Here is a 22,311-nt window from a genome sequence, read left to right as displayed (position 1 = left end):
GTTTGTGACCCGACCCGGCTTAGCCAACCAGGCGGTTGCCCAGCCACGGCATCTTCGTCAGGCGCTCGGCCTCGTAGGCCTTGATCTTGTCCTTCTGGCGCAGCGTCAGGCCGATGTCGTCAAAGCCGTTCAGCATGCAGTACTTGCGGAACGGGGCGATGTCGAACGGATAGCTGTCGCCACCCGGCGTGACCACGACCTGGCGATCCAGGTCGATCGTCAGCTTGTAGCCCGGGAACGCGACGGTCTCGTTGAACAGGTGGTCGACCTGCAGGTCGGTCAGCACCACCGGCAGCAGGCCGTTCTTGTAGCAGTTGTTGAAGAAGATGTCGGCAAAGCTCGGCGCGATCACCGCGCGGAAGCCGTATTGCGTGAGTGCCCACGGGGCATGTTCGCGCGAGCTGCCGCAGCCGAAATTGTTGCGTGCCAGCAGGATCGACGCGCCCTGGTAGCGCGACTGGTTTAGCACGAAGTCCGGATTCAGCGGACGCTTGCTGTTGTCCTGGCCCGGCTGGCCAACATCCTTGTAACGCCATTCGTCGAACAGGTTCGGGCCAAAGCCCGTGCGCTTGATCGACTTCAGGAACTGCTTCGGAATGATCGCGTCGGTGTCGACGTTTTCGCGGTCGAGCGGCGCCACGAGGCCGCTGTGTACGGTGAACTTGTCCATGATGATGTCCTTACTTCCGGGCGGCGTTCTCGAGCGCCTGCCCGGCAGCCTGCGTGTCCTTGCCCAAACCGGCCACCGTGTTGCAGCCAGCCAGTTGCAGCATGCCCAGGCATGCCAGCAGTGTGATCACGATCTTTTTCATGTTCTCTCTATTCGAAAGTCGTGGTTGACCAGTTGACCTGGTTGCGCTTGTGCCGGCGTTCAGCCGAGCCTGCGGACGTCGACGAAATGCCCTTCGATAGCGGCGGCGGCTGCCATTGCCGGGCTGACCAGGTGCGTACGGCCACCGGCGCCCTGACGGCCTTCGAAGTTACGGTTCGACGTGGACGCGCAGCGCTCACCCGGCTCCAGGCGGTCGGCATTCATCGCCAGGCACATCGAGCAACCCGGTTCGCGCCATTCAAAGCCGGCGGCCTTGAAAACCTTGTCCAGCCCTTCGCGCTCGGCCTGTTCCTTGACCAGACCCGAACCCGGCACCACCATCGCCAGCTTCACGTTGGACGCCACCTTGCGGCCCAGCTTCTGCACTACCCAGGCAGCGGCGCGCATGTCCTCGATACGGCTGTTGGTGCATGAACCGATGAACACCTTGTCGACGTTGATCGACTCCATCGGCGTGTTCGGCTGCAGGTTCATGTACTCCAGCGCGCGCTCCATTGCGTTGCGCTTGTTCGAGTCCTTTTCCTTCTCGGGGTCCGGCACGCGGTCCTCGATGCTCACGACCATCTCGGGCGACGTGCCCCAGGTGACCTGCGGACGGATGTCCTCGGCACGCAGTTCCACCACCTTGTCGAAGTGCGCGCCAGCGTCCGAGTGCAGCGTGCGCCAGTAGGCCACGGCCTGATCCCATTCCACGCCCTGCGGCGCATACGGACGGCCCTTCACGTATTCGAGCGTGACATCGTCGACGGCTACCAGGCCGGCACGCGCGCCTGCCTCGATGGCCATGTTGCAGACGGTCATGCGGCCTTCCATCGTCAGGTCGCGGATGGCGGAGCCGGCGAATTCCATCGTGTAGCCGGTACCGCCGGCCGTGCCGATCTTGCCGATGATGGCCAGCACGATGTCCTTGGCGGTGCAGCCGCGCGGCAGCTTGCCTTCCACCTTGATCAGCATGTTCTTGGCCTTCTTGCCCAGCAGCGTCTGGGTGGCCAGCACGTGCTCCACTTCCGACGTGCCAATGCCGTGCGCCAGCGCGCCGAACGCGCCGTGCGTGCTGGTGTGCGAGTCGCCGCAGACCACGGTCATGCCAGGCAGCGTGGCGCCCTGCTCCGGCCCGATCACATGGACGATGCCCTGGCGGTGATCGTTCATCTTGAACTGGGTGATGCCGAAGGCGTCGCAGTTGATGTCCAGCGTGTCGACCTGCAGCTTCGAGATCGGATCGGCGATGCCTTGCGTGCGGTCGGTGGTCGGCACGTTGTGGTCCGACACGGCCAGGTTCGCGCTGATGCGCCATACCGGACGCTCCGCCAGCTTCAGGCCTTCGAATGCCTGAGGGCTGGTCACTTCATGCAGCAGATGACGGTCGATGTAGAGCAGCGTGGTGCCGTCTTCCTCGACGTGGACGGTGTGGTCATCCCAGAGTTTGTCGTAGAGCGTCTTTGCCATGATGCGGGGGGGCAGACCGTCCGTTCACGCCCTTTGGCGCGACCGGCGCGAATCCGCGCGTTGGTTTGCAGGGGAATTTGTTTTCCGGATGCCTTCGCGGGCAAGCAGGTTATTTTGCTGCTTTTCCGGCAAAGCCGGTGATTGCTTGACATCGCAAGCGATTATGCCATGTGGCTCCGCCGCCGAAGGGCAGGCCGGACCGCCCGGGCGGCGGTCATTGGCGAAAGGGGGATTTCGTGGATGGCGAAGGCGTTGGACCGCGCCTTCGGCTTGCTCCCCCCACGCTCGCGCAAGAGGGAAGCAAGCAACAGCACCTTAGCCGCCCAGATAGGCCGCGCGGATGCGGTCGTTGGCCAGCAGGTTGGCGCCGGTGTCGGCCAGCACCACCTTGCCGGTTTCCAGCACGTAACCGCGGTCGGCCACCTGCAGCGCCTTGTTGGCGTTCTGTTCCACCAGGAACACCGTGACGCCTTCCTCACGAATCGTGCGGATGATGTCGAAGATCTGCGCGATGATCAGCGGCGCCAGGCCGAGCGTGGGCTCGTCCAGCAGCAGCAGGCGCGGGCGGCTCATCAGCGCGCGGCCGATGGCCAGCATCTGCTGCTCGCCGCCGGACATCGTGCCCGCGCGTTGGCTGGCCCGCTGGTTCAGACGCGGGAACAGCTTGAACACGTGCTCGATGCCGGCCTCGATCTCATGACGGCTGGCAAAGAAGCCACCCATCTTGAGATTTTCGAGCACGGTCAGGCTTGGGAACACGCGCCGGCCTTCGGGCGAAATTGCCATGCCCATGCGCATGATCTCGTGCGTGTTGCGGCGGGTGATCTCCTGCCCTTCGAACAGCACGCGGCCGCTCGATGCACGCGGCGTGCCGCATACCGTCATCATCAGCGTCGTCTTGCCGGCGCCGTTGCTGCCGATCAGGGTGACGATCTCCCCCTTGTTCACTTCGATCGATACGCCAGACAGCGCCTCGACAGCACCGTAGTGGGTATGGACGTTTTCCAGCTTCAGCATCAGTCCTCTCCCAGATAGGCCTTGATCACGCGCGGGTCGTTGCGCACCTCATCAGGCTTGCCGATCATGATCGGCTTGCCGTGCTCCATCACCAGGATGCGGTCCGACACGCCCATCACCAGGCTCATGTCGTGCTCGATCAGCAGCACCGAGATGTTGAACTCGCGGCGCAGGCGGTCGATCAGTTGCTGCAGCTCGATCTTTTCCTGCGGATTCAGGCCGGCCGCCGGCTCGTCCAGCATCAGCAGGCGCGGCTTGGTAATCATGCAGCGCGCGATTTCCAGCCGGCGCTGGTGACCATAGGACAGCGTGCCCGCCTCGCGGTTAGCCACGCTGGTCAGGCCCATGCGTTCCAGCCATTCGGCCGCGCGGCTCAACGCCTCGCGCTCCGAGCGGCGGTACGCCGGCGTAGCCAGCAGCCCGCGCAACAGCCCTGCCTTCACCTGCAGATGCTGCGCAACCATCAGGTTTTCGACGACGGTCAGTTGCTTGAACAGGCGGATGTTCTGGAACGTACGCACCAGGCCGTGACGCGCCACCACATGGCTAGGCTTGCGCGCGATCGAATGGCCGTCCAGCAGCACCTCGCCCGCGGTAGGTTTGTAGAAACCGCCCACGCAGTTGAACACCGTGGTCTTGCCGGCGCCATTCGGGCCGATGATGGCAAAGACCTCGTCCCGACGCACATCGAACTCGATGCCGTCCACGGCCAGCAGACCACCGAAGCGCATCTGCAGGCCCGATACTTTCAGCATTTCAGTGCTCATCGCGGCAGCTCCACGTGGGGACGGCTAGCGGGCAGCAGGCCCTGCGGACGCCACATCATCATCAACACCATCACCAGGCCGAAAATCAGCATCCGGTATTCGGCAAAGTCGCGTGCCACCTCGGGCAGGATCGTCAGCAGGATTGCCGCCAGGATCACGCCCAGTTGCGAGCCCATGCCGCCGAGCACCACCACGGCCAGGATCAGCGCCGATTCGATGAACGTGAACGATTCCGGATTGACCAGCCCTTGGCGCGCGGCAAAGAACGCACCGGCCAGGCCGGCGAACGACGCGCCCAGCGTGAACGCCGACAGCTTGATGCGCGTCGGGTTCAGACCCAGCGAACGGCAAGCGATTTCGTCTTCGCGCAACGCTTCCCACGCACGGCCCATCGGCATGCGAATCAGTCGACTCGTGACGAACAGCGTGAAACCCACCAGCACCAGCGCCAGCAGGTACAGGAAGATCACCATGTGCTGACCGGCATACGGCAGGCCGATCAGGTCATGGAACGTCTTCGCGCCTTCCACGCTGGCGCTACGCGCCATTTCGATGCCGAACACGGTCGGCTTCGGAATTCCCGACACGCCGTCCGGACCACCGGTCAGGCTGGTCAGGTTGTTCAGCAGCAGGCGGATGATTTCACCGAAGCCCAGCGTCACGATGGCCAGGTAGTCGCCACGCAGGCGCAGCACCGGAAAGCCGAGGACGAAGCCGAACGTGGCAGCCAGGCCGGCAGACAGCGGCAAGCATTCCCAGAACGTCAGGCCGAAGTACTGGTTCAGCAGCGCATAGGTGTAGCCACCCACGGCGTAGAAACCCACATAGCCCAGATCGAGCAGGCCCGCATAGCCAACCACGATGTTCAGGCCAAGGCCCAGGATCACGTAGATCAGAGCGAGCGTGGCCACGTCCACCGCGCCGCGCGAGCCGAAGAACGGGAATACGAGGCCCACGGCCAGCAACACCCAGATGGCCGACCGCTGTTGCTTCGCACCCATCGCCGGTACCGACGGCAGCTTCACGGCGCTGCGCGCGCGCAGGAGCATCGGCTTGCATAGCTGGAACAGGAACACCAGCGCCACGGCAATCCACACCGGACGCCAGTGCGGTTCCAGCACCACCTTGTAGCCATCGAGCTTGAGCTGCAGGCCCAGCACCGGGATGGTCAGGATGGCAGTCAGCACGGCGGCCGTGACGGCATTCTTGAGCGTGTCGGAGACCGACGTTTGCGGGACCGATGCCCGCGAAATCGAAGTCGCTTGAGTCATGTCGCCCTCCCCTTACACCTTTTCCACATCGGGCTTGCCGAGCAGGCCCGTGGGACGGAACAGCAGCACCAGCACCAGCAGGCCGAACGCCACCACATCCTTGTATTCAGCCGGCATGTACCCGGAGGCAAACGTTTCGGCCAGGCCCAGCAGCACACCGCCGAGCATCGCGCCCGGAATGCTGCCGATGCCGCCCAGCACCGCCGCCGTGAAGGCCTTGATGCCGGCGATGAAGCCGATGAACGGATTGAGCTTGCCGATCGTGAGGCCGATCAGCACGCCGCCAACGGCGGCCAGCATCGCGCCGAGCACGAACGTGAACGAGATCACGCGGTTCGTATCGATGCCCAGCAGGTTGGCCATGCGCATGTCTTCGGCGCAGGCGCGGCAGGCACGGCCCATGCGCGAATGGCCGATGAACAGCGTCAGCGCGATCATCAGCACCAGCGTCACGCCGACGATCAGCAGGCGCGAATACGGCATGGTCACCGTAAAGTCGCCGCCCATCTGGAATTCAATGGCGCCCGAAATCAGGATCGGCACCGACACGTCGCGCGCGCCCTGCCCGATCTGGACATAGTTCTGCAAGAAGATGGACATGCCGATGGCCGAGATCAGCGGCACCAGCCGCGGCCCGCCACGCAAGGGGCGATAGGCCACGCGCTCCACGGCAAAGCCGTAGCAGCCGGTCACGACAACAGCAACGATCAGTGCCGCGCCCAGCACCAGCGGCAACGGATAGCCGGCCTGCGCGCCAATGGCGGTCAACGTGACCAGACCCACGTAGGCGCCGATCATGTAGATCTCGCCGTGGGCGAAGTTGATCATGCCGATGATGCCGTAGACCATCGTGTAGCCGATGGCGATCAACGCATAGATCGCACCCAGCGTCAGGCCGTTGATCAGCTGCTGGGTGAACTGTGGAAGAAATTCGTTCATGCGGGGGACCTTGTGGATCGGATGAGTCCGATGCGCGATGTCGGCGCCTTTATGTGGCGGCTAATCGACATCGAACCGATACCAAAACGCCCCGCTCGCCGGATCGGCAGCGGGGCGTTTCGCCAGAGTGGCGCCGGGTTTAGTTGGCGGCGGTCTTCGTGGCGTCCTTGTGCCACGTGTAGACGACGAACTTGAACGACTTCAGGTCGCCCTTGGCGTCGTACTCAACCTTGCCGATCGGCGTGGTGAACGCGTTCTTGTGCATGTAAGCAGCCACCTTCGTCGGGTCCGTGCTCTTGGCACCTGCGATGGCGTCGCCGATGATCTTCACGGCGGCGTAGGCGGGCATCTGGAACGGACCGTTGGCGTCACGCTTCTTGTCGGCAAACGCCTTCACCAGGCCGGCATTGGCCGGGTCGGCCGAGAAGTCGGCCGGCAGCGTCACGAGCATGCCTTCCGAAGCCGGACCAGCGATGGCCGTCACGTCCTTGTTGCCCACGCCTTCGGGACCCATGAACGTAGCCTTCACGCCCTGCTCGCGCGCCTGGCGCAGCAGCAGACCCATTTCCGGGTGGTAGCCGCCGAAATAGACGAAGTCCACGCCTTGCGACTTCAGCTTGGTGATGACGGCCGAGTAGTCGGAATCGCCGGCGTTGATGCCTTCGAACACCGCCACGGGAATCTTGGCCGCTTCCAGATCCTTCTTCACCGAGCTGGCGATGCCCTGGCCATACGACTGCTTGTCGTGCAGCACCGCAACCTTCTTGGGCTTGACCTTGCCGATGATGTACTGGGCGGCAGCCGGGCCTTGCTGGTCGTCACGGCCGATCGTGCGGAAGATGAAGTTGCGCTTCTTCGTTTCGGTCAGCTGCGGCGCGGTGGCCGACGGCGTGACCATCACGATGCCTTCGTTTTCGTAGATGTCCGAAGCCGGGATCGTCGAACCCGAGCACACGTGACCGATCACGTAGTGGATGCCCTGGCTGACGATCTTGTTGGCCACGGCCACGGCCTGCTTCGGCTCGCAGGCATCGTCCATCAGAACGGCTTCGAACTTGTTGCCGTTGGCGCCGCCAGCTGCATTGATCTGCTCGATCGCGGTCAGGGCACCGGCCTTGACCATGTCGCCGTACTGGGCAACCGAACCGCTCATCGGGCCGGCAATGGCGATCTTGATGGTTTCGGCGTTGGCCGAGGTGAAGGCAGCGAGACCGGCAGTGGCAAGCACGGCGGCCAGGGCAGTGGACGTGAGACGGGACAGCGTCATCAGGAGCTCCTCGATTATGTATTGGGTCATTCCGGGCAGAGTCGGCATGACCGGCGCAATCGAACAACACCCGCGAGGAAGAAGCGCCGCCTGACGTGGCGAACGGTACGGCCCAAAGCGGAAGTCGGGCCTGCGGTGAAGACAGTGAAGCGAATGCGGGGCCCGGCATGTGTCGGCGCACGCTCATCGCAAGGATGCGGCGGTCGCCGTAAGTTCGGAAAGACAACGTTGATGCGTTCTCTATTGCGCAAGCGCTTCGCCTGCCCCGCTTCTCCAACGCGGCTGGCCGGAAGGGTGGCCCGGCTGCCGGTCGGCAAAGCAGCCCGCATTATAGGGGGAAAGTTGCACCCTGATGAAGTGAACTTGGTCTGGTTTGGGGAAAATCCGACAACTAATGAAGCCCGTTGCAACCTCGTCAAGGCATGAATCGCCGCCAAAATGACGTTTCCCAACAGTTGTGCATAGCCGCATTTGTGATGCGCGGGTTGCTTTGCGCTACCTTGCGCAACCTCGCCTCCACCTGGCACAAGCTCCTGGCGCAAGCCCCGGATGGCTGCGGGCAAAAAAAACGCCCCGGCAAGCCGGGGCGTTCTTCATGCTTCGGTCTGACTGGCAGCTTAGCGCTTGGCCATGTCCGGCACGTCGCGAGCGGCCGAGCCGTTGAACAGTTGGCGCGGACGGCCGATCTTGTATTCCGGATCGGTGATCATCTCTTCCCACTGCGAGATCCAGCCCGGCGTACGTGCCAGGGCGAAGATGCAGGTGAACAGCGAGGTCGGGATACCCAGCGCGCGCTGCACGATACCCGAGTAGAAGTCCACGTTCGGGTACAGCTTGCGGCTCACGAAGTATTCGTCTTCCAGCGCGATCTTTTCCAGTTCCATTGCCAGCTTGAACAGCGGGTCGTTGTGCAGGCCCAGTTCGTTCAGCACTTCGTGGCAGGTTTCGCGCATCAGCTTGGCACGCGGGTCGTAGTTCTTGTACACGCGGTGGCCAAAGCCCATCAGGCGCACGCCCGAGTTCTTGTCCTTGACCTGCTTGATGAACTCGTTGATGTGGTCGACGCTGCCGATTTCTTCCAGCATCTTCAGCGCGGCTTCGTTCGCGCCGCCGTGGGCCGGACCCCACAGGCAGGCCACGCCAGCGGCGATGGCGGCGAACGGGTTCGTGCCCGACGAACCGGCCAGGCGCACGGTCGACGTCGACGCGTTCTGCTCGTGATCGGCGTGCAGGATGAAGATGCGGTCCAGCGCGCGCTCGAGCACCGGGTTCACGGTGTACGGTGCGCACGGCGTGCCAAACATCATGCGCATGAAGTTGCCCGAGTAGGACAGGTCGTTCTGCGGGTAGACGTACGGTTGGCCGATGTTGTACTTGTACGCCATTGCGACCAGCGTCGGCATCTTGGCGATCAGGCGGATGGCCGAGATCTCACGCTGGTGTGGATCATCGATGTCCATCGCATCGTGGTAGAACGCGCTCATCGCACCCACCAGGCCCGTCAGCACGGCCATCGGGTGAGCGTCACGGCGGAAGCCACGCAGGAAGAACTGCAGTTGCTCGTGAACCATCGTGTGGTTCATCACCGAGTTCACGAACTCTTCCTTCTGCTTGGCGTTGGGCAGTTCGCCCTTCAGCAGCAGGTAGCAGGTTTCGAGGTGGTCGCACTTCTGCGCGAGTTGCTCGATCGGGAAGCCGCGATACAGCAGTTCGCCCTTGTCACCATCGATGTAGGTGATCTTGGAGTTGCACGAAGCAGTCGACATGAACCCCGGGTCATAGGTGAACTTGCCGGTTTGACCGTACAGCTTGCGAATGTCGATCACATCCGGGCCAACGGTGCCCTTGTAGATCGGCAGCTCAACGCTGGGGGAACCATCGGAAAACGATAGCGTGGCTTTCACATCGGACGGCGTCATGTCGGTTCCTTCAAATACTGTGAATAATAGTGTTGACCAAACTCAGACCGAACGCAGCAGGCTGAGTACCCGTTGCATCGGGGGCGTGTCGAGCTCACCGTCCAGCTCCTTGCGGGCAAGCAGCAGGTCCATCAACTCGTTGTCGCTGAGTTCGAACAAGTCGCCCAGCGATGCCACGTCCTCATCGGACAGGCTCTCCTCGTAACGGTTGAAGAAACGTTCGACGATGATGTCGTTCTCCAGGAGGCCGCGGCGGGCGCGCCAGCGAAGGCGGGCACGCTTGTGCGGGTCGGCCTGATGGGAGAATGTGGTGGAAAGACTCATGGTCAGCCTTCTTTGACCGGTGCTCCAGCCCGACTTGATACCGCATCGGGCTGACGCACCGCTTACATCAATTGCTTCAACTGCAGACTGCCTGTCTGCGCAGATCCTGCGGGGGCGCAGAAGGCAGTTTATACCGGCAGATTAAACAGCGCGGCGAACCATCAGTTCCTTGATCTTGCCAATCGCCTTCGTCGGATTGAGGCCCTTCGGGCACACGTCGACGCAGTTCATGATGCTGTGGCAACGGAACAGACGGTACGGGTCGTTCAGGTTATCCAGACGCTCGCCAGTGGCCTGGTCGCGGCTGTCCGCGATGAAGCGGTAGGCTTGCAGCAGGCCGGCCGGGCCGACGAACTTGTCCGGGTTCCACCAGAACGACGGGCACGACGTCGAGCAGCTGGCGCACAGAATGCACTCGTACAGGCCGTCGAGCTCGTCACGTTCCTGCGGCGACTGCAGACGCTCTTTCTCGGGCGGCGGCTCGTCGTTGATCAGGAACGGCTTGATCGAGTGGTACTGCTTGAAGAAGTTCGTCATGTCGACGATCAGGTCGCGCACCACCGGCAGGCCGGGCAGCGGACGCAGCACGATGCGATCGGGCAGCTCACGCATGTTCGTGAGGCAGGCCAGACCGTTCTTGCCGTTGATGTTCATCGCGTCCGAGCCGCACACGCCTTCACGGCACGAACGGCGGAACGAGATGGTCTCGTCCAGCTTCTTCAGCTTGACCAGTGCGTCCAGCAGCATGCGCTCGTGACCGTCGAGCTCGACCTCATAGGTCTGCATGCGGGGGGCTGCGTCCTTATCCGGATCGTAGCGGTAGACTTCAAAAATACGCTTCATTTCTGTGGGTCCTGTTTTCTCTGGCGCCGCTTAGAACGTACGGGCCTTCGGCGGAACCGATTCCACCGTCAGCGGTTGCATCTTCACCGGCTTGTAGTCGAGGCGGTTGCCTTCGCTGTAGAACAGCGTGTGCTTGAGCCAGTTCTCGTCGTCGCGGTTCGGGAAGTCGCTGTGCGCGTGCGCACCGCGCGATTCCTTGCGGGCCGCGGCCGAGATCATCGTGGCCTTGGCTACTTCCACCAGGTTCGACACTTCCAGGGCTTCCACCAGTGCGGTGTTGAAGACCTTGGACTTGTCCTTCAGGTGGATGTTGTCAGCGCGCTCCGCAACTTCCAGGATGCGCTCGACGCCTTCGTCCATCAGCTTCTGCGTACGGAACACGCCGGCATGCGACTGCATGTTGCGACGGATGTCGTTGGCCACGTCCTGGGTGTATTCGCCCGAAGTCGTCGCCTGCAGCTTGGCCAAGCGGGCCATCGCGCGGTCAGCGGCATCGGCCGGCAGCGGCTTGTGTTCCTTCTGCTTGCTGGCGTTGGCAGCGATGTGGTTGCCGGCGGCGCGGCCGAACACCACGAGATCCAGCAGCGAGTTCGTGCCCAGGCGGTTGGCGCCGTGCACCGACACGCACGAGCATTCGCCGATCGCGTAGAAACCGTTGACCACTTCGTTCGGGTTGCCGTTCTTCGGCACCACGACCTGACCGTGGAAGTTCGTCGGAATGCCACCCATCTGGTAGTGGATGGTCGGCACGACGGGGATCGGTTCCTTGATCGCGTCGACGTTGGCGAACTTCATGCCGATTTCGCGGATCGACGGCAGACGCTTCATGATGGTCTCGGCACCGACGTGAGTCAGGTCGAGCAGCACGTAGTCGCCGTTCGGGCCGCAACCACGGCCTTCCTTGATTTCCTGGTCCATCGAGCGCGACACGAAGTCACGCGGCGCCAGATCCTTCAGCGTCGGGGCGTAGCGCTCCATGAAGCGCTCGCCATCCTTGTTACGCAGGATGCCGCCCTCGCCACGCACGCCTTCCGTGATCAGCACGCCCGCGCCGGCCACGCCGGTCGGGTGGAACTGCCAGAATTCCATGTCTTCCAGCGGAATGCCGGCACGTGCCGCCATGCCCAGGCCGTCACCGGTATTGATGAAGGCGTTGGTGGAAGCCGCGTAGATCCGGCCGGCACCGCCGGTCGCGAACAACGTGGTCTTGGCTTCGAGGATATAGACTTCGCCGGTTTCCATTTCCAGCGCGGTCACGCCCAGCACATCGCCTTCTTCGTCACGAATCAGGTCCAGTGCCATCCACTCCACGAAGAAGTGGGTCTTGGCGCGCACGTTGCGCTGGTACAGCGTGTGCAGCAGCGCGTGACCGGTACGGTCAGCCGCGGCGCAGGCGCGTTGCACCGGCTTTTCACCGTAGTTGGCGGTGTGGCCGCCGAACGGGCGCTGGTAGATCGTGCCGTCGGCGTTACGGTCGAACGGCATGCCGAAGTGTTCGAGTTCGTACACGACCTTCGGTGCTTCACGGCACATGAACTCGATGGCGTCCTGGTCGCCCAGCCAGTCGGAGCCCTTGATGGTGTCGTAGAAGTGATAGTGCCAGTTGTCTTCGCTCATGTTGCCGAGCGAAGCACCGATACCGCCCTGTGCCGCAACCGTGTGCGAACGGGTCGGGAATACCTTCGACAGCACGGCCACACTCAGGCCGGCTTCCGCGAGCTGGAGGGATGCGCGCATCCCAGCGCCGCCCGCCCCGACGATGACCACGTCAAATTTGCGACGCGGCAATCCAGTCTTGACTGCGACCATTTATTACACCCTCCAGAGAATCTGAGCAGCGTAGCCCGCACAACCGACGAGCCACAGAATCGTAAGAACTTGCAGCAGGAGGCGCACGGCCATCGGCTTCACGTAGTCCATCCAGATGTCACGAATGCCGATCCAGGCATGGAACAGCAGCGACAGGATGGTCAGGAACGTCAGGAGCTTCATCCATTGATTGGCGAAGAGACCCGACCAGCCTTCGTACGAAGGATTGCCGAAGGCGAGATACACCACGGCCAGCACCACGGTGAACACCACCATGACGACTGCAGTAACGCGTTGCGCGAGCCAGTCTTTCAGACCGTAGTGCGCACCGACGACAAGACGCTTGGGACCGATATTATTGTTTGCCACTTGACTCTCCTCAGAACAGGCCGAATAGCTTCAGCCCGAAAATCAGGGTGAGCAGCAGGCTGACCACCAGCACGAGCTTGGCCGAGGTGGCCGAGGCAGGCTTCGAGACGCCGACGTGCACGTCCAGCAGCAGGAAGCGGATACCAGCGCAGAAGTGATGCAGATAACCCCAGATCAGAGCCAGGATCACCAGCTTGACGAAGCCGTTGGACAGCAGGGCCGAGAACTTGGCGAAACTCAGTTCGGAGGTGACGCTCTGTTCGAACAGATACAGAACGAAGGGAAGGAGGAGAAACATCATCCCACCGCTTACGCGATGCAGGATGGATACCTTGCCGGCCCAGGGCAACCGGTAGCGCGAGATTTGCGCGATACCGATGTTCCGGAACTCCGGCCTGGCTTGTTTGGCGGCTTCAGCCATGCGAGACCCCATTTGCGATGAAAAGAAAACAGCAAAAGAACGACACTGCAATTACTCCCGATTGCATTGGCGCGGCACAGCGGTTACCGTGCATGCACCGGATTGCATCAAGTGTGTGGGTCCACTGAATGCAAATGGATGCAGGGGAGCAAATCGACGTGATTTTAGCGCCTTTGTTGCGCGGCGCACCAATAATTTTCGCCTATCGCGCACCAACGTGAGGTGCCCGACAATCGCACGCGACAATGCGCGCACCATTCCAGACACGAAACATCCGACGATTCCATTCATGATCGACAATGGTCGGCGCACGTCCCATATACGCACGACAATAGTCAGCGTACTGGACAGACTTTCCATCGTCATGACGTTTCAGCTCAGGTCGTTCTGATAATAGTGTCGCGTCGTGACATACAAACCACGACGGACTTCCACCGGGCGGTCGCCGTAAGTAAACGACACACGCTCCACCGACAGAAGCGGCGAACCGGTTTCCACGGATAACAGCTCGGCAGCCGTGTTATCGGCAGCCACTGCCCTGATCTTTTCCGTGGCGCGAATCATCCGCGTGCCGAACTCGGCTTCGAAGAGCGCATACATCGGGCCCTTCCACTCATTGAGCTTCTCGGCCGTTAGACCCTTGAAGTTGGCGCCGAGCAGCCAGATTTCGTCCAACACCGTGGCTTCATTGGAAAACGTGAGCACCCGGCGGATCTGCACGACGCTGTCGCCCGTGCGAATATCGAGCAACCGGGCAATCTCGGCCGGCGCGCGCAGCCGCTTGCATTCGAGCACGCGGCTGGCGCCATAATGGGGTTCACCCTCGTCGGGTACCAGGCGAAGGAAGCGGAACTTGACCACATCCTCGTGATGGGTCGTCACAAACGTGCCCTTGCCCTGCCGGCGCGCCACCAGATTATCGGCGGCCAGCTCGTCGATGGCCTTGCGCACGGTGCCCTGGCTGACTTTGTAGCGCGCGGCCAGGTCCATCTCGCTCGGGATCATTTCGCCCGGCTTCCATTCGCCGGTCTGCAGGCTCTGCATGATAAGAGCCTTGATCTGCTGATAAAGCGGGCTGAACGTCGGCGATGGCGCGGCAGCGGCGGCGGGTGAATTCGCGGGCGGCTGCGTCCCGGCGCCGCTCTGGGAGGCGCCAGACTCCGGCGAGCCATTGGCGGCAGCGGCGGGTGGGGACGTAGGCAGGGATGACATAGGCCGGATTCAACCACAAAAGCGAGAATCGCGTCCAGCGCACTATGAAATGTCATATGTCTTATATAAGACATATGAATTGACATCAATCAGTGCTCACCCTACACTCGCGCAAGTCCGCGCCGCCGCCCCCGCCAGGTCTCTCCCTGGGCTTCCCTGCCGCGAGTTGAACCTTCCGGATGCGACGCACCACTCAGCAGTAGTAGACTTACGCCTTGTCGCCCTCGACGCCTGCCACGGCCCGCGCGCTCCTCGTCGCCGGCCGGATGCAAGCTGCGCGGGCTCCCGGCGGATGCCCGCCTGCCCCGTGGCGACACGCGAACCAGCACCCGGTGGCGCTCCGGCCCGCTCCATACCCTGGATGGCCAGTAGCCACCGACCGGTTACCCCCTCTTTTCGTTTGGAGACTTACTCATGGCTAAAGCCCCAATGCGCGTCGCAGTCACCGGCGCCGCTGGCCAGATCGGCTATTCCCTGCTGTTCCGCATCGCCAACGGCGACATGCTCGGCAAAGATCAGCCGGTCATCCTCCAACTGCTCGACCTCCCGCAAGCCCAGGCCGCCGTCAAGGGCGTGGTGATGGAACTGGAAGACTGCGCGTTCCCGCTGCTGGCTGGCGTGGTCATCACCGACGACCCCAAGGTTGCCTTCAAGGACGCCGACGTTGCCCTGCTGGTGGGCGCCCGTCCGCGTAGCAAGGGCATGGAACGCAAGGACCTGCTCGAAGCCAACGCCCAGATCTTCACGGTGCAGGGCAAGGCGCTGGACGAAGTGGCCAGCCGCGACGTGAAGGTGCTGGTGGTGGGCAACCCGGCCAACACCAATGCCTACATCGCCATGAAGTCGGCGCCGAACCTGAAGCGCGAGAACTTCACCGCCATGCTGCGCCTGGACCACAACCGTGCCCTGTCGCAGATCGCCGCCAAGACCGGCAAGCCGGTGGCATCGATCGAGAAGATGTTCGTGTGGGGCAACCACAGCCCGACGATGTACGCCGACTACCGCTACGCAACCGTCGACGGCAAGAGCGTCAAGGACATGATCAACGATCCGGTCTGGAACAACGACGTGTTCCTGCCGACCGTCGGCAAGCGCGGCGCCGCCATCATCGAGGCTCGTGGCCTGTCGTCGGCCGCCTCGGCTGCCAACGCCGCCATCGACCACGTGCACGACTGGGTGCTGGGTTCGAACGGCAAGGTCGTCACGATGGGTATCCCGTCGAACGGCGAATACGGCATTCCGAAGGATGTCATGTTCGGCTACCCGGTGACCACGGCCAACGGCAAGTACGAAATCGTGCAAGGCCTGGAAATCGACGCCTACAGCCAGGAAAAGATCAACATCACGCTCAAGGAACTGGAAGAAGAGCGTGCCGGCGTGCAACACCTGCTGGGCTGATCTTTAGAGCCTTCCGCTCATGAAACCGGGGTCCGCATCGATCGAAAATCGGCGCGGACCCCGGTTTTTCATTGGGCCGCCGCGTTGTCTTCACAATAACCCCCTGCTCCATACGTAAATCAACGTGCATCCATCCGAGGTCTTGTTCCAGGGCGAAGCCATTCCGGTACAACTGCCGGTCTGTGACCACTATGCCGGCAGCGAAAAGCTCATGCGCAAGTCGCTTGCCCTGCAGCAAGCGCTTGGGCCCGTGTTCGACATTACTTTCGACTGCGAGGACGGCGCTGCCGTCGGCCTCGAGCGCGAGCATGCCGCACTTTGCGCACAACTGATCAACAGCACCGACAACGCGCACAACCGCGTGGGCGTCCGCATCCACGATCCCGCGCATGTCAGCTGGCGCGACGATGTGGATATCCTGGTGTCCTCCGCCGGAACCCGGCTGGCCTACGTTGTGGTGCCCAAGGTCACCGACGTGGTCGAAGTGGCGCGCGTGACCGATCACGTGAACCAGGTGGCGCGGGCGGCCGGCATCGCCCGGCATATCCCGATTCATGTGCTGATTGAGACGCATTCGGCCCTCGAGCAAGTTTTCGACATCGCGTCGCTGGTCCAGGTGGAATGCCTGAGCTTCGGGCTGATGGACTTTGTCTCGGCACACCACGGCGCCATTCCCGGCGATGCGATGCGCTCGCCGGAGCAGTTCGAGCATCCGCTCGTCCGCCGCGCCATGCTGGAGATTTCGGCGGCCTGCCACCGCCACGGCAAGGTGCCTTCACACAATGTGAGTACCGACGTGCAGCACCCGGACCGGGCCGGCAACGATGCCCTGCGCGCCCGCGCCGAATTCGGCTACCTGCGCAAGTGGAGCATCCATCCGGGCCAGGTCGAGCCGATCGTGGCCGCATTTCGGCCGAGTGACGCCGAAATCGGCGCCGCCAGCCAGATCCTGCTCGCGGCCCACGAGAACAACTGGGCGCCGATCCGCCACGACGGTCAGCTGCATGACCGCGCCAGCTACCGCTATTACTGGTCTTTGCTGCAGCGCGCAAATGCCACGGGCACCCGCTTACCCACGCCGGTGGCCGATCTCTTTTTTGACTGAACGCAACAGAATGTCATCGCGCACATGGGCGGCTCATTTTTTCCACCAAGTGGCCGATGACAAACCAGCCGTGCGGGATTGTGTAACCAATATCTGACGTGCTTCGCCCGCTTCGGCAAATCGTAGAGAATAGCGGCGGAAAGTTGCCGGGACGTCCCGTGACACGTGCACGGAACGGTTTCCCGGACTGTTCACCACAACAAGCCCCCTTTGACTACCCAAGCAATCCGGAAGGAAACCACATGAAACAACTCGTGCTGGCTGCCTGCTTTGGCGCCCTGACCCTGACCACCGCCGGTGCCGTGCAGGCCCAGGAACCCGCTACGAAGCCGGCCGCCACCAAGAAGGCGCCTGCCAAGAAGTCCACCAAGAAGACCGCCGCCGCCGCGCCCGCTCCCGTGGAGCCGTCGGGTGTGAAGTGGCAGTGTGAACTGGGCCACGCCATCTGGATCAACGGCAACATGCTGCGCGATGAAGTGATTACCGTGCATTGGGATGGCAGGAACTACCGCCTGCCGCGCCAGAGCACCGTTACCGGCGCCGATCGCTACTTCGACCAGAGCTCCGGCCTGGACCTGGTTGTGATCCCGAGCAAGGCAATGCTGTTCAACAAGAACCTGGGTCAGCGCCTGGCCGACGAATGCCAGAACGCCGACATGCAAGCTGGCGGTTCGGCTCCGACGCAGGCCGGCGCGCTGCGCGCACCGGTGGCCACGCCGCTGCTGATGGCACCGTCGCAACCGGCCGATGCCGCCCAGCCTGCTGCACAAGCCGCGCCGAAGCAGTAAAGTTTCACCTTGCCTAAACATCCGCGCGGCATGATGGTCGCTCGCCGCGCGGATACTGGCTGCACCGAATCGTTGTAACGGTGCGCGTCCGGGGTCTGCCGGCCGCGCCGCGAAGCATTGCGGCGGAACCCTTTCGCGCACCGGGGTCTGAAAAACAAACTTCCAGAAGCAGAGTCCCGCGTCATCCCTCGATTGGAGTCAGGCAATGCCCCACAATCTCAATAACACCCTTAAAGAATTCAAGCTCGCCACAGGCGGCAGCGGCCAGTACTACTCCCTGCCCCAACTGGGGAAAGCGCTCGGCGTGAAAATCGAACGCCTGCCGGTATCGATCCGGCTGGTTCTGGAATCGGTGCTGCGCAACTGCGACGGCAAGAAAGTCACCGAAGAACACGTCCGGCAACTTGCCAACTGGAAACCCACGGCTGACCGCGTCGACGAAATTCCGTTCGTGGTGGCACGCGTGGTGCTGCAGGACTTCACGGGCGTGCCACTGCTGGCCGACCTGGCCGCCATGCGCAACGTGGCCGAGAAGATGGGCAAGAACCCGAAGAAGATCGAGCCGCTGGTCCCGGTGGATCTGGTGGTCGACCACTCGGTGCAGATCGACCATTTCCGCGAGAAGAAGGCGCTCGACCTGAACATGCAACTGGAATTCCAGCGCAATAACGAGCGCTACCAGTTCATGAAGTGGGGCATGCAGGCGTTCGACACGTTCGGCGTGGTGCAACCGGGCTTCGGCATCGTGCACCAGGTGAACCTCGAATACCTGGCGCGCGGCGTGCACAAGAAGGACGGCGTCTACTATCCGGACACGCTCGTCGGCACCGATTCGCACACGACGATGATCAACGGCATCGGCGTGGTGGGCTGGGGTGTGGGCGGCATCGAGGCCGAGGCCGGCATGCTGGGCCAGCCCGTGTACTTCCTGACCCCTGACGTGGTCGGCGTGGAACTGAAGGGCCGCCTGCGCGAAGGCGTGACCGCCACCGACCTGGTCCTGACGATCACCGAAATGCTGCGCCGCGAAAAAGTGGTGGGCAAGTTCGTCGAGTTCTTCGGCGAAGGCACCGCTAGCCTGACCACACCGGACCGCGCCACCATCGGCAACATGGCCCCGGAATACGGCGCCACGATGGGCTTTTTCCCGGTCGACGAGAAGACCATCGACTACTTCCGCGGCACCGCCCGGACGGAAGAGGAAATCGCCGCATTCGAAGGCTACTTCCGCGCGCAGGGCATGTTCGGCGTGCCGCAGGCGGGCGACATCGACTACACCAAGACGCTGACGCTGGATCTGGGCACGGTTGCCCCGTCCCTGGCCGGCCCGAAGCGCCCGCAGGACCGTATCGAGATCGGCCATGTGAAGAGCACGTTCGCGTCGCTGTTCTCCAAGCCGGTGGCCGAAAACGGATTCAACAAGGATGCGGCCGACCTGGACAAGGAATTCGTCAACGCCGACGGCGTCAAGGTCAAGAGCGGCGACGTGCTGATCGCGGCCATCACGTCGTGCACCAACACGTCAAACCCGAGCGTGCTGCTGGCCGCCGGCCTGCTGGCCAAGAAGGCCGTGGAAGCGGGCCTGAACGTGGCGCCGCATATCAAGACGTCGCTGGCCCCCGGCAGCCGCGTGGTAACCGAGTACCTGACCGCCACCGGCCTCCTGCCCTACCTGGAAAAGCTGGGCTTTGGCGTAACCGCCTATGGCTGCACGACCTGCATCGGCAACGCCGGTGACCTGACCCCGGCGCTGAACGACACCATCGTGCAAAACGACGTCGTGGCCGCCGCGGTGCTGTCGGGCAACCGCAACTTCGAAGCGCGTATCCATCCGAACATCCGCGCCAACTTCCTGGCCTCGCCGCCGCTGGTGGTGGCCTATGCCATCGCCGGCACCGTCACGCGCGACCTGATGACCGAGCCGGTTGGCAAGGGCAAGGGTGGCCGCGACATCTGGCTGGGCGACATCTGGCCGACCTCGGAAGAAATCCATGCGCTGCTGAAGTTCGCAATGGACGCCAAGACGTTCAAGGGCAACTACGAGCAGGTGAAGAAGCCAAGCAAGCTCTGGGCGAACATCAAGGGCACCAAGGGCCAGGTGTACGACTGGCCGACGTCGACCTACATCGCCGAGCCGCCGTTCTTCCAGGACTTCACGATCGAGCCGAGCACCGAGGCCGTGACGGTCCGTGGCGCCCGCGCGCTGGGTGTGTTTGGCGACTCCGTGACGACCGACCACATCTCGCCGGCCGGTTCGATCAAGGACACGTCGCCGGCGGGCAAGTACCTGCTGTCGCACGGCGTGCTCAAGGCCGACTTCAACAGCTATGGCTCGCGCCGCGGCAACCATGAGGTGATGATGCGCGGCACGTTCGCCAACGTGCGCATCAAGAACCTGATGATTCCTCCGAAGGCCGACGGCTCCCGCGTGGAAGGCGGCATCACGCTGCACCAGCCGACCGGCGACGAGATGTCGATCTACGACGCCGCCATGAAGTACATCGCCGAAGGCACGCCCACCGTGGTGTTTGGCGGCGAAGAGTACGGCACCGGCTCGTCGCGCGACTGGGCAGCCAAGGGCACCCAGCTGCTGGGCGTGAAGGCCGTGATCGCGCGCAGCTTTGAGCGCATTCACCGTTCGAACCTGGTTGGCATGGGTGTGTTGCCGCTGCAGTTCAAGGGCAGCGACAGCGTGCAGTCGCTGGGCATCATCGGCAACGAAACCTTCGACGTGGAAGGCATCGAAGGCGATCTGAAGCCCCAGCAGGACGTGGTGCTGGTGATCCACCGCGCCAACGGCGACACGCAGCGCGTGCCCGTGCTGCTGCGCATCGATACGCCGATCGAGGTGGACTACTACAACCACGGCGGCATTCTGCCGTTCGTGCTGCGTCAGCTGCTGGTGGCGTAAGCTGCCCCGCCGGTGACACGAACCGCCGCTCCCGCTCACGCGGGGCGGCGGTTTTTTTCTGGTCACCCGGGTCGCCACGTTCCGGGTAATCCCCACCCCGGCACGTAAGTTTTGCGCAAGCCTGCGCTGCCAGACTGGTTTCCACGCCTTGCAGCGTTACCTATACCTACAGACTTGGAGACAACAGATGGTCAAGATCCTGATCGCATTCGTCGTCATCGCCGGCGCGGCGCTGTACCTGCTGACCAAGGGCGGCGGTGACGTGTCGATGGGCGGTGAATCACACAGCACCGAATCCCACGCCCCGGCCACGCAGAAGTAACGCGCCAAACAAGGGTGACAAACAAGGGTTCTAGAGAACTGCACCTGTCAACGCAGCGGGTAGAATACCGTTTTACGTAAAAACGGACGCTTGATATCTATGGCAGGTTTTCGCCCCAAGTCTTCTACCCGACTCTCGCCCGACGCAGAGCGACTCGTGGCCGACGCGCTGGCCCTTGACGCTTCTGGCAGCCGCATGGAGGACGGATACTGGGAGCGGCGGCTGTCCCAGCGGCTTTATCGCCTGCTGAAGAACGGCAGCCAGACCGCCCTCGACGCGGCGCTCGAACACCTGTTCAAGCACAACGCCGATGCGTCCGACGTGCTGGCCGAGCAGGCCGAGACGCTGGCCGAATCGGCCACGATCGAGATCGACGGCGTCAAGCATGACGCCCTGCTGATCGCCGCGCCCATCCTGGCCCACACGCGCTATGCGATCCCGTCCGGTGCGCTGAAGCCCGAGCTGGCCCAGACGCTGGCCGTGCATCTGCAAGCCCACGTCCTGGCCACCAATACCAAGGTGGCCCTGTCGCCCTACCTCTACAGCATCGACCAGTTGCCGCGCAGCCACAGCGACACGTTCGCGCTGACGCACAAGCTGGCCGCCGCCGCGATGGCCGGTGCGATGCCGAAGGTGGACCTGCGCGACCTGCCCGAGACCGCCCCGATCCTGGCCGATCCGCGCTATCTGCTGGCCGTGGTGGTTGCCCCGCACGAAGGCGCGCTGTTCCGCTGGCAGGAAGACGCCAAGGAACACCACGCCGAGCGTTCGGTGTGCCTGGAGCAATGGCGTAATCAGGTGCAGCCGACCGTCGCCGTGCTGCTGCCGGGCTGCGAGTTCGAACTGCTGCTGCCCGATGCGTTCTTCCTGTCGTGCCGGGAATCGGACAAGAGCATCCGTCCGCTGACCGTGCGTGCGGCCGTGAACTACCTGTGCGGCACGCTCGATATCCCGGCTGGCCAGCTGGCTGCCGTGGTGGCGGGCTTTGGCGAGGAAGTCGTCGAGGAATATCGCGTCGGCTTTACGATGCGCGGCGAGAAGGAAGTGATCTACGGCATCGTCTGGCCCGTGTACGGGCGCGAGTCCGGCGAGATCGACGCCGAGGAGAAAGGCAACCCGGTGGAGCAGATCTGCGAGGAACTTCGCAACGCCGGTGTCGAGGACATCTTCCGCCATGCCGCGCTGTTCGATCCCGAATACTGCGAGGACTGCGGCACGCCTCTCTATGCCGACCGCTCCGGCGAGATCGTCCACGCCGAACTGCCCGAGGATGCCCCGACGCAGCAGCCGCTGTTCCATTGAGGCATCGACGCTCCAATAAAAAACCCGCCGCAACCGGCGGGTTTTT

At 63.0% G+C, this 22,311-nt stretch carries 21 protein-coding genes; 6 read left to right on the top strand and 15 right to left on the bottom strand.

Annotated elements, in window-relative coordinates; genetic code table 11:
• Positions 1 to 19: 19 nt before the first annotated feature.
• The 15 genes from leuD to AC3FLX_RS05415 all read right to left on the bottom strand — a co-directional run bounded on the left by leuD (position 20) and on the right by AC3FLX_RS05415 (position 14,439).
• Positions 20 to 670, bottom strand: coding sequence for a 3-isopropylmalate dehydratase small subunit (gene leuD, locus AC3FLX_RS05485; protein ID WP_488694547.1), 651 nt, complete (start codon positions 668 to 670; stop codon positions 20 to 22).
• Between the two features lie 10 nt (positions 671 to 680).
• The gene (locus AC3FLX_RS05480) at positions 681 to 812 is read right to left on the bottom strand and encodes an entericidin A/B family lipoprotein (RefSeq protein ID WP_130389614.1); all 132 of its coding nucleotides are present in this window, start codon (positions 810 to 812) and stop codon (positions 681 to 683) included.
• A gap of 59 nt (positions 813 to 871) precedes the next feature.
• On the bottom strand, positions 872 to 2,281 hold the full coding sequence (gene leuC / locus AC3FLX_RS05475; RefSeq protein ID WP_488694544.1) for a 3-isopropylmalate dehydratase large subunit: 1,410 nt from the start codon (positions 2,279 to 2,281) through the stop codon (positions 872 to 874).
• 315 nt (positions 2,282 to 2,596) lie between these two features.
• Positions 2,597 to 3,298 (bottom strand): ABC transporter ATP-binding protein, encoded by a 702-nt coding sequence (locus AC3FLX_RS05470; RefSeq protein ID WP_488694542.1) that lies wholly within the window; start codon positions 3,296 to 3,298, stop codon positions 2,597 to 2,599.
• Positions 3,298 to 4,065, bottom strand: a complete 768-nt coding sequence (gene livG, locus AC3FLX_RS05465) for a high-affinity branched-chain amino acid ABC transporter ATP-binding protein LivG (RefSeq protein ID WP_488694540.1) — start codon at positions 4,063 to 4,065, stop codon at positions 3,298 to 3,300. The genes AC3FLX_RS05470 and livG overlap by 1 nt, the downstream gene beginning before the upstream one ends.
• Entirely contained in the window at positions 4,062 to 5,336 is a 1,275-nt protein-coding gene (locus AC3FLX_RS05460; RefSeq protein WP_488694538.1) for a high-affinity branched-chain amino acid ABC transporter permease LivM, read from the bottom strand. The genes livG and AC3FLX_RS05460 overlap by 4 nt, the downstream gene beginning before the upstream one ends.
• A 12-nt stretch (positions 5,337 to 5,348) precedes the next feature.
• Positions 5,349 to 6,275 (bottom strand): high-affinity branched-chain amino acid ABC transporter permease LivH, encoded by a 927-nt coding sequence (gene livH / locus AC3FLX_RS05455; protein WP_488694536.1) that lies wholly within the window; start codon positions 6,273 to 6,275, stop codon positions 5,349 to 5,351.
• Positions 6,276 to 6,414: 139 nt separating this feature from the next.
• Positions 6,415 to 7,542: a branched-chain amino acid ABC transporter substrate-binding protein gene (locus tag AC3FLX_RS05450; protein WP_488694534.1), complete on the bottom strand. Its 1,128-nt coding sequence runs from the start codon at positions 7,540 to 7,542 to the stop codon at positions 6,415 to 6,417.
• Between the two features lie 617 nt (positions 7,543 to 8,159).
• Positions 8,160 to 9,461, bottom strand: a complete 1,302-nt coding sequence (gltA, locus tag AC3FLX_RS05445; protein ID WP_488694532.1) for a citrate synthase — start codon at positions 9,459 to 9,461, stop codon at positions 8,160 to 8,162.
• A 42-nt stretch (positions 9,462 to 9,503) separates the two neighbouring features.
• The gene (locus AC3FLX_RS05440; protein WP_488694530.1) at positions 9,504 to 9,785 is read right to left on the bottom strand and encodes an FAD assembly factor SdhE; all 282 of its coding nucleotides are present in this window, start codon (positions 9,783 to 9,785) and stop codon (positions 9,504 to 9,506) included.
• 141 nt (positions 9,786 to 9,926) lie between these two features.
• On the bottom strand, positions 9,927 to 10,628 hold the full coding sequence (locus AC3FLX_RS05435) for a succinate dehydrogenase iron-sulfur subunit (protein ID WP_019449065.1): 702 nt from the start codon (positions 10,626 to 10,628) through the stop codon (positions 9,927 to 9,929).
• Between the two features lie 30 nt (positions 10,629 to 10,658).
• Positions 10,659 to 12,437 carry a succinate dehydrogenase flavoprotein subunit gene (gene sdhA / locus AC3FLX_RS05430; protein WP_488694527.1) on the bottom strand — a complete coding sequence of 593 codons (1,779 nt, stop codon included), beginning with the start codon at positions 12,435 to 12,437 and terminating at the stop codon, positions 10,659 to 10,661.
• Between the two features lie 3 nt (positions 12,438 to 12,440).
• Positions 12,441 to 12,806, bottom strand: a complete 366-nt coding sequence (sdhD, locus tag AC3FLX_RS05425) for a succinate dehydrogenase, hydrophobic membrane anchor protein (protein WP_488694526.1) — start codon at positions 12,804 to 12,806, stop codon at positions 12,441 to 12,443.
• Positions 12,807 to 12,816: 10 nt separating this feature from the next.
• Entirely contained in the window at positions 12,817 to 13,227 is a 411-nt protein-coding gene (sdhC, locus tag AC3FLX_RS05420; protein ID WP_488694524.1) for a succinate dehydrogenase, cytochrome b556 subunit, read from the bottom strand.
• Positions 13,228 to 13,599: 372 nt separating this feature from the next.
• Complete coding sequence (locus AC3FLX_RS05415) at positions 13,600 to 14,439, bottom strand: GntR family transcriptional regulator (protein WP_488694522.1); 840 nt, start codon at positions 14,437 to 14,439, stop codon at positions 13,600 to 13,602.
• Between the two features lie 414 nt (positions 14,440 to 14,853).
• Here AC3FLX_RS05415 and AC3FLX_RS05410 point away from each other — a divergent pair, with 414 nt between their 5' ends.
• The 6 genes from AC3FLX_RS05410 to AC3FLX_RS05385 all read left to right on the top strand — a co-directional run bounded on the left by AC3FLX_RS05410 (position 14,854) and on the right by AC3FLX_RS05385 (position 22,265).
• Positions 14,854 to 15,837, top strand: a complete 984-nt coding sequence (locus AC3FLX_RS05410) for a malate dehydrogenase (protein WP_488694520.1) — start codon at positions 14,854 to 14,856, stop codon at positions 15,835 to 15,837.
• 124 nt (positions 15,838 to 15,961) lie between these two features.
• Entirely contained in the window at positions 15,962 to 16,942 is a 981-nt protein-coding gene (locus AC3FLX_RS05405; protein ID WP_488694518.1) for an HpcH/HpaI aldolase/citrate lyase family protein, read from the top strand.
• 242 nt (positions 16,943 to 17,184) lie between these two features.
• Positions 17,185 to 17,730: a hypothetical protein gene (locus AC3FLX_RS05400; protein ID WP_488694516.1), complete on the top strand. Its 546-nt coding sequence runs from the start codon at positions 17,185 to 17,187 to the stop codon at positions 17,728 to 17,730.
• 205 nt (positions 17,731 to 17,935) lie between these two features.
• On the top strand, positions 17,936 to 20,641 hold the full coding sequence (gene acnA, locus AC3FLX_RS05395) for an aconitate hydratase AcnA (RefSeq protein WP_488694515.1): 2,706 nt from the start codon (positions 17,936 to 17,938) through the stop codon (positions 20,639 to 20,641).
• 187 nt (positions 20,642 to 20,828) lie between these two features.
• Positions 20,829 to 20,963, top strand: coding sequence for a hypothetical protein (locus AC3FLX_RS05390; protein WP_302847619.1), 135 nt, complete (start codon positions 20,829 to 20,831; stop codon positions 20,961 to 20,963).
• A gap of 99 nt (positions 20,964 to 21,062) precedes the next feature.
• Positions 21,063 to 22,265, top strand: a complete 1,203-nt coding sequence (locus AC3FLX_RS05385) for a DUF2863 family protein (protein ID WP_488694513.1) — start codon at positions 21,063 to 21,065, stop codon at positions 22,263 to 22,265.
• The last annotated feature ends 46 nt before the right edge of the window (positions 22,266 to 22,311 follow it).

Source organism: Cupriavidus sp. 291-E7, assembly GCF_057798835.1.
The sequence above is the reverse complement of the archived record's forward strand: the minus strand, read 5'-3'. Positions and strand labels throughout refer to the sequence as shown.